A 6,111-nucleotide genomic window follows, 5' to 3' on the forward strand; every position below is an offset into this window, starting at 1 on the left:
CAGTCCAGGTGCCACAGCCTGCCGTGCGACACCAGCCACGCCTCCTGCACGGGCAGCCCGACCGCGGCCAGTTCGATCTCCAGTGCCGCGGCGAGGACCCTCGCGGAGTCGTCGTCGGGTCCCGGTCGTCCCGGGGGGTCGCGGAACAGGAACACCAGGCTGCCGTCAGCCCGTTCGTCGGCCGTGAGATGGCCGGCCACCTGCCGTGCGTACCCGGCGAGGGCGTTCCCGTCGTCGGTGAGCCGCGGGTCCCAGTCACAGCGCAGGACGGCTCCGAGGTCGCGGCCCACCAGGGCGATGGCCGTGATGCTGTTGCGGGGGACGAACCCCAGGGTGTGCTGGATGTAACTGACCAGGTCGACCGGTTCGACGGCCGTGAGCCTCAGGGACGTGGACGGTGGCGGACCGGCCGGGAGCCGGTTTCCGGGGAGGTCTGTCTGCATGCCTCCACGCTTCCGTGGCCACCCGGGACACGGAAGCGCCCGGCGCCCCATCCGGGGAGGGCCGGACGCCTCCGGTCAGCTGTGCAGTGCCGGCCGGGAAGCGGTTCAGCCGGCGTCGGCCGGTTCGGGGCCGTCGTCCTCGCCGGGAAGGTCACCGGGCTGCCGCTCCGGCCCGGATTCCGTGTCCTCGTCCAGCGCGTGCCGGGGCTGGCTCTGGAGGTACTCCTCGACGGCGGCGCCGAGCTCCTCGGCATCCGGGACCTGTTCGTCCGGTCCCACCAGCAGGGACCGTCCCGTCCCGGAGGAGTGCTGGTCGAAGTTGCGTTCCAGCCCCTGGACCATGGCCGTGATCTCACCGGAGGACCCGGTCTGGCGGTCGAGCTCGCGGTCCACCTCACGACCGCGCTCGCGCAGCTCGTCGGTGGGCAGCATCAGTCCCAGGGCGGCGCCCACGTACTCGAGGGCCGCGACGGCGGCCTGCGGGTAGGCGGCATCGGCGAGGTAGTGCGGGACGTGCAGGGTGTACCCCGTGGTACCCCGGCGCTTCTCGTCCAGCCGCAGCTCGAGCAGCTGGGCCACGCCGGAGAGCATCCGCGCCTGCGGGCTCCAGGTGGACAGGCCGGCCACGAGCTCGTCCTGGTTGCCGTGCGTGGTCACGCCCAACGGGCGGGTGTGGGGCACCGGCATGGGCACGGCGTCCACGAGCGCCACCAGCTTCACGTCGAGCTTGTCCACCAGGAACAGCACGGAGGCCACGAAGCGTTCCCACTGGTAGTCGGGCTCGGGTCCGGAGAGCAGCAGGAAGGGCCGGCCCAGGGCGTCGGACACCAGGTGCAGCTCGAGCCGGGGCGAGCGGTAGTCCAGGAACCGGTCCCCGTCGAAGCTGATCTGCGGCCTGCGGGCCCGGTAGTCGATCAGCTGGTCCGCGTCGAAGCTGGCCAGCAGCTTGTGGTCGAGTGAGTCCAGCAGGGTGTGGCGAACCTGCTCGGAGAGGTGGCCGGCATCCAGGTGGCCGCCGAAGACCGCCAGCATGCCCAGCCCGCGCAGTGCCGAGGCACCGTCGAATCCCCCGGCCAGCAGGTCGCGGCCCGCGGCCTCCAGGGTGAACAACTGGGTAGGGTCCTGCATGGTCAGTCCTTTCGGCAACATGGTCTCGTGCGACCGGGTACACGTGCAATGTCCAACGCGCGGGGGGCGCCGGGTATTCCGTGGCTAGGATCGACACGGTGGGACGCGGCCTCCCGGTCCCGTTCCCCTCGCCCCTTCACCCAACGACGGAGAACGCGCACGTGATCAACGACTTCAGTCCAGTATTGACCGCCATCGGGCCGGACCTCGACAAGTGCACGGCCTCGGCCCTGGTGGTGGGCATCGCCTCCGGTGACGACGGGCCGGTGCTGCTGCCCAGCCCGCTGCCCGACGCCGGCGCCCGCGCCCTGGCCGACTCGCTCGAGGCCCTGGGCGTGACCGGCGCGGCCGACGAGGTGCTGCGCATCCCCGGACTGGATCCGCTGCCGTTCCCCCTCCTGGTGCTGACCGGCGTCGGGAAGATCACCGGCGAGCCGGGAGCGGGCGTGTCCGACGAGGCCCTGCGGCGCGCCGCGGGCGCCGCCGTGCGCCAGCTGGCGGGCACCTCCTCGGTGGTTCTGGGACTGCCAGCGGACACGGAGGAGCACGTGGCCGCGGTGGCCGAGGGGGCGGCACTGGCCGCGTACTCGTTCACGGCCTTCCGCTCCGCCCCCGGCCGGGAGAAGGCGAAGGACCCGGTGGCCGAGGTCGCCGTCGTGACCTCCCTGAAGCCGCGACAGTGCGGACCCGTGCTCGATCGCGCCGCCGTCGTCGCCCGTGCGGTCCGCGCCACGCGGGACCTGGTCAACACCCCGCCGTCCCACCTGTTCCCCGCCTCCTTCGCCGAGGAGGTCACGGACGCGGTGCGCAAGCTGCCCGTGAAGGTCACCGTCTGGGACGAGAAGAAGCTGGCCAAGGACGGCTTCGGCGGACTCCTGAACGTCGGCATGGGCTCCTCCCGGCCCCCGCGGCTGGTGAAGCTCGACTACTCCCCCGCCCGGGCGTCCGTCCACGTCGCGCTGGTCGGCAAGGGCATCACGTTCGACTCCGGCGGGCTCTCCCTCAAGCCCCCGACGTCGATGACCACCATGAAGTCGGACATGGCCGGCGCCGCGACCGTCGCCGCGGTGGTGCGGGCAGCCGCCGAGCTGCAGCTGCCCGTGCGGGTCACCGGCTGGCTGTGCATGGCCGAGAACCTCCCCTCGGCCACGGCCCAGCGCCCCTCGGACGTCATCACCATCTACGGGGGCAAGACGGTCGAGGTCATGAACACGGACGCCGAGGGGCGCCTCGTGCTGGCCGACGGACTGGTCGCCGCCACCGACGAGACCCCCGACGCCGTCATCGACGTGGCCACGCTCACCGGCGCCCAGATGATCGCCCTGGGCACGCGTACGACCGGCGTGATGGGCACCGAGGACCTGCGGGACGAATTGGTGCGGTCGGCCGGTGCCGCCGGAGAGTCCGCCTGGGCGATGCCGATCCCGGACAACCAGCGCGCCTCGCTGGACTCGGCGATCGCCGACATCTCCAACGTGGGAGACCGCTTCGGCGGCATGCTCACCGCGGCGGCGTTCCTGCGTGACTTCGTCGACGCCGGCCGCGAACCGGACGCCGTCAAGGCCGCCCCCACCCCGTGGGCGCACCTGGACATCGCCGGCCCCTCGTTCAACGAGTCGGGCGCCTTCGGGTACACCCCGAAGGAGGCGACCGGTGTGATGGTCCGCACTCTCGTCCGGTTCCTGCAGGACCGCGCGTCCTGATGCGTGTCGGACGCGGCCGGTTGAGTAGATCGACCGGTCACGTCCGGCTAAGGTGAAACCCGAGGCATCCCCGTGACGATCCGGTCACGGACCGTCCACCAACCCCAGGGCAACCGGAGACCCCGCTGCCCGATCGTGAGGAGCTCCATCGTGGCCGACAAGGCAACCGCCAAGGAATTCGACGTTCTCATCCTCGGCGGTGGCTCCGCCGGGTACGCCGCCGCACTGCGGTCAGTGCAGTACGGGCTGACGGTCGGACTCATCGAGAAGGCCAAGCTGGGCGGCACCTGCCTCCACTGGGGCTGCATTCCCACCAAGGCGTACCTGCACGCGGCCGAGCTCGCCGACGAGGCCCGGACCAGCTCCAAGTACGGCATCAACACCACGCTGGACTCCATCGACATGGCGGGGGTGCGCAAGTACAAGGACGGCATCGTCGCCGGCAAGTTCAAGGGCCTGACCGGGCTGCTCAAGATGAAGAAGGTCAACGTCATCGAGGGCGAGGGCAAGCTCGTCTCCCAGAACGAGATCGAGGTCGACGGCACCCGCTACTCGGGCAAGAACATCGTCCTGGCCTCGGGTTCCGAGGCCAAGACCTTCGGCCTGCCGATCGGCGGGAAGATCATGACCTCCACCGAGGCCCTCGAACTGGACTACACCCCGAAGTCGGCGATCATCCTGGGCGGTGGCGTCATCGGCTCCGAATTCGCCTCCGCCTGGAACTCCTTCGGCGTGGACGTCACCATCATCGAGGGCCTGGAGAGCCTGGTCCCCAACGAGGACCCGGCCATCATCAAGGTGCTGACGCGGGAGTTCAAGAAGAAGGGCATCAAGACCAGCCTGGGCACCTTCTTCGAGAAGGTCGAGGAGACCGGTGACGGCGTCAAGGTCACCCTGGCGGACGGCAAGGAATTCACCGCGGAGGTCTGCCTGGTGGCCGTGGGCCGTGGCCCGGTGACCGCCGGACTGGGCTACGAGGAGCAGGGCATCACCCTGGACCGCGGCTTCGTCATCACCAACGAGCGCCTGCACACCGGCGTCGGCAACATCTACGCCATCGGGGACATCGTGCCGGGCCTGCAGCTGGCGCACCGCGGCTACCAGCAGGGCCACTTCGTCGCTGAGGAGATCGCCGGGAACAACCCGCTGATCGTCGAGGACATCAACATCCCCAAGGTCACCTTCACCGACCCGGAGATCATGTCCGTGGGCTACACCGAGTCCAAGGCCAAGGAGAAGTTCGGCGAGGGCAACGTGGAGGCCGTGGAGTACAACCTGGCCGGCAACGGCAAGTCCTCCATCCTCGGCACCGGCGGCGTCATCAAGATGGTCCGTCAGAAGAACGGTCCGATCGTGGGTGTCCACGGCATCGGCAAGCGCATCGGCGAGCAGATCGGTGAGTCCCAGCTCATCGTGAACTGGGAGGCCTACCCGGAGGACGTGGCCGCGTTCGTCCACGCCCACCCGACCCAGAACGAGGCCCTGGGCGAGGCCGCGATGGCCCTGAACGGCCACCCGTTGCACGGCTGAGACCACCAGAACGCACACCGGCCCGCACCGTGGAGTCGGGCCGTCAACAACCGTCAGGCCGGCAGGCAGCCGGCACGCACTTGAGGAGAAACGGGACGACATGTCTGAAACCGTGAACCTGCCGGCCCTGGGTGAATCCGTCACCGAGGGCACCGTCACCCGCTGGCTGAAGGAGGTCGGCGACGAGGTCGCCGTCGACGAGCCCTTGGTGGAGGTGTCCACCGACAAGGTGGACACCGAGATCCCCTCCCCCGTGGCCGGGATCCTGGAGGAGATCCTCGTCCAGGAGGACGAGACCGTCGAGGTCAACGCCCCGCTCGCCCGGATCGGCGAGGGTTCCGGCGGCGGTTCCTCCGACGCCGGTGCCGAGGAGCAGCCGCAGGCCGAGGAGGCGACCGAGGAGGCCGCGGGAACGGACACCGACGAGGCCGGGGACACCGGCACCGCCGGCCAGGAGCTGTCCTCCGAGCAGGTCGCCGCCGAGGACGCCGAGGAACGCGGCAGCGGTGAGGCCACCGAGGTCACCCTGCCCGCACTGGGTGAGTCCGTGACCGAGGGCACCGTCACCCGCTGGCTCAAGGAGGTCGGCGACGACGTCGAGGTCGACGAGCCGCTGCTCGAGGTCTCCACGGACAAGGTCGACACCGAGATCCCCTCGCCCGTGGCCGGCAAGCTGCTGGAGATCAAGGTCCAGGAGGACGAGACCGTCGAGGTCGGTGCCCTGCTGGCACTCGTCGGTTCCGGTTCCGCGGGCGGTTCCGCCCCGGCTGCCGCCCCCGCCCAGGAGAAGCAGGCACCGGCTGAGGAGGAGCCCGCCGAGGAGGAGCCCGCCGAGGAGGAGCCCGCCCAGCAGGCGGACGCCCAGCAGGCCCCCCAGGCTGAGGAGAAGCCGGCGGAGGACAAGCCCGCGCCGAAGGCCGAGGAGAAGCCGGCCGAGGACAAGCCGGCCCAGGACAAGCCCGCGGCCCAGGCCTCGGCGCCCGGTGAAGGGTACGTCACCCCGCTGGTGCGCCGCCTGGCCCAGCAGAACGACGTGGACCTGTCCGCGGTCGTGGGCACCGGTGTCGGTGGCCGGATCCGCAAGCAGGACGTGCTCGTGGCCGCCGAGGCCGCCAAGGCCTCCCAGGCCGGCGGCCGCCCGCAGGCACCGGCCGGTGGGGAGGCCCCGTCTGCTGCCCCGGCGGCGAAGGCAGCCGCCAGCACCGTGGACCCGTCCAAGCGCGGCTCCACGGAGAAGGCCCCCCGCATCCGCCAGACCATCGCCCGGCGCATGCGCGAGTCCCTGGACGTGTCCGCCCAGCTCACGC

At 70.9% G+C, this 6,111-nt stretch carries 5 protein-coding genes; 3 read left to right on the forward strand and 2 right to left on the reverse strand.

The features are described 5' to 3' along the window. A partial coding sequence (locus tag PLJ28_RS14615) for a DUF4192 family protein (protein WP_324590315.1) occupies window positions 1–443 on the reverse strand: 443 nt, incomplete at its 3' end. Between the two features lie 105 nt (window positions 444–548). Beyond that, entirely contained in the window at window positions 549–1,571 is a 1,023-nt protein-coding gene (locus PLJ28_RS14620; protein WP_324590316.1) for a PAC2 family protein, read from the reverse strand. Between the two features lie 161 nt (window positions 1,572–1,732). Here PLJ28_RS14620 and PLJ28_RS14625 point away from each other — a divergent pair, with 161 nt between their 5' ends. The 3 genes from PLJ28_RS14625 to PLJ28_RS14635 form a co-directional block, all read left to right on the forward strand. After that, entirely contained in the window at window positions 1,733–3,274 is a 1,542-nt protein-coding gene (locus PLJ28_RS14625) for a leucyl aminopeptidase (RefSeq protein WP_324590317.1), read from the forward strand. 150 nt (window positions 3,275–3,424) lie between these two features. Beyond that, complete coding sequence (gene lpdA / locus PLJ28_RS14630) at window positions 3,425–4,804, forward strand: dihydrolipoyl dehydrogenase (RefSeq protein ID WP_298044794.1); 1,380 nt, start codon at window positions 3,425–3,427, stop codon at window positions 4,802–4,804. A gap of 100 nt (window positions 4,805–4,904) precedes the next feature. Next, window positions 4,905–6,111 (forward strand): biotin/lipoyl-containing protein (locus PLJ28_RS14635; RefSeq protein ID WP_324590318.1); only part of this gene is annotated, 1,207 nt, incomplete at its 3' end.

It is taken from the genome of Citricoccus sp., from assembly GCF_035445025.1.
Classification (GTDB): Bacteria; Actinomycetota; Actinomycetes; order Actinomycetales; family Micrococcaceae; genus Citricoccus.

Excerpts from the sequence above, each read along its gene's own strand:
- PLJ28_RS14620 (WP_324590316.1), bottom strand. The coding sequence starts at position 1,571 with ATGCAGGACCCTACCCAGTTGTTCACCCTGGAGGCCGCGGGCCGCGAC.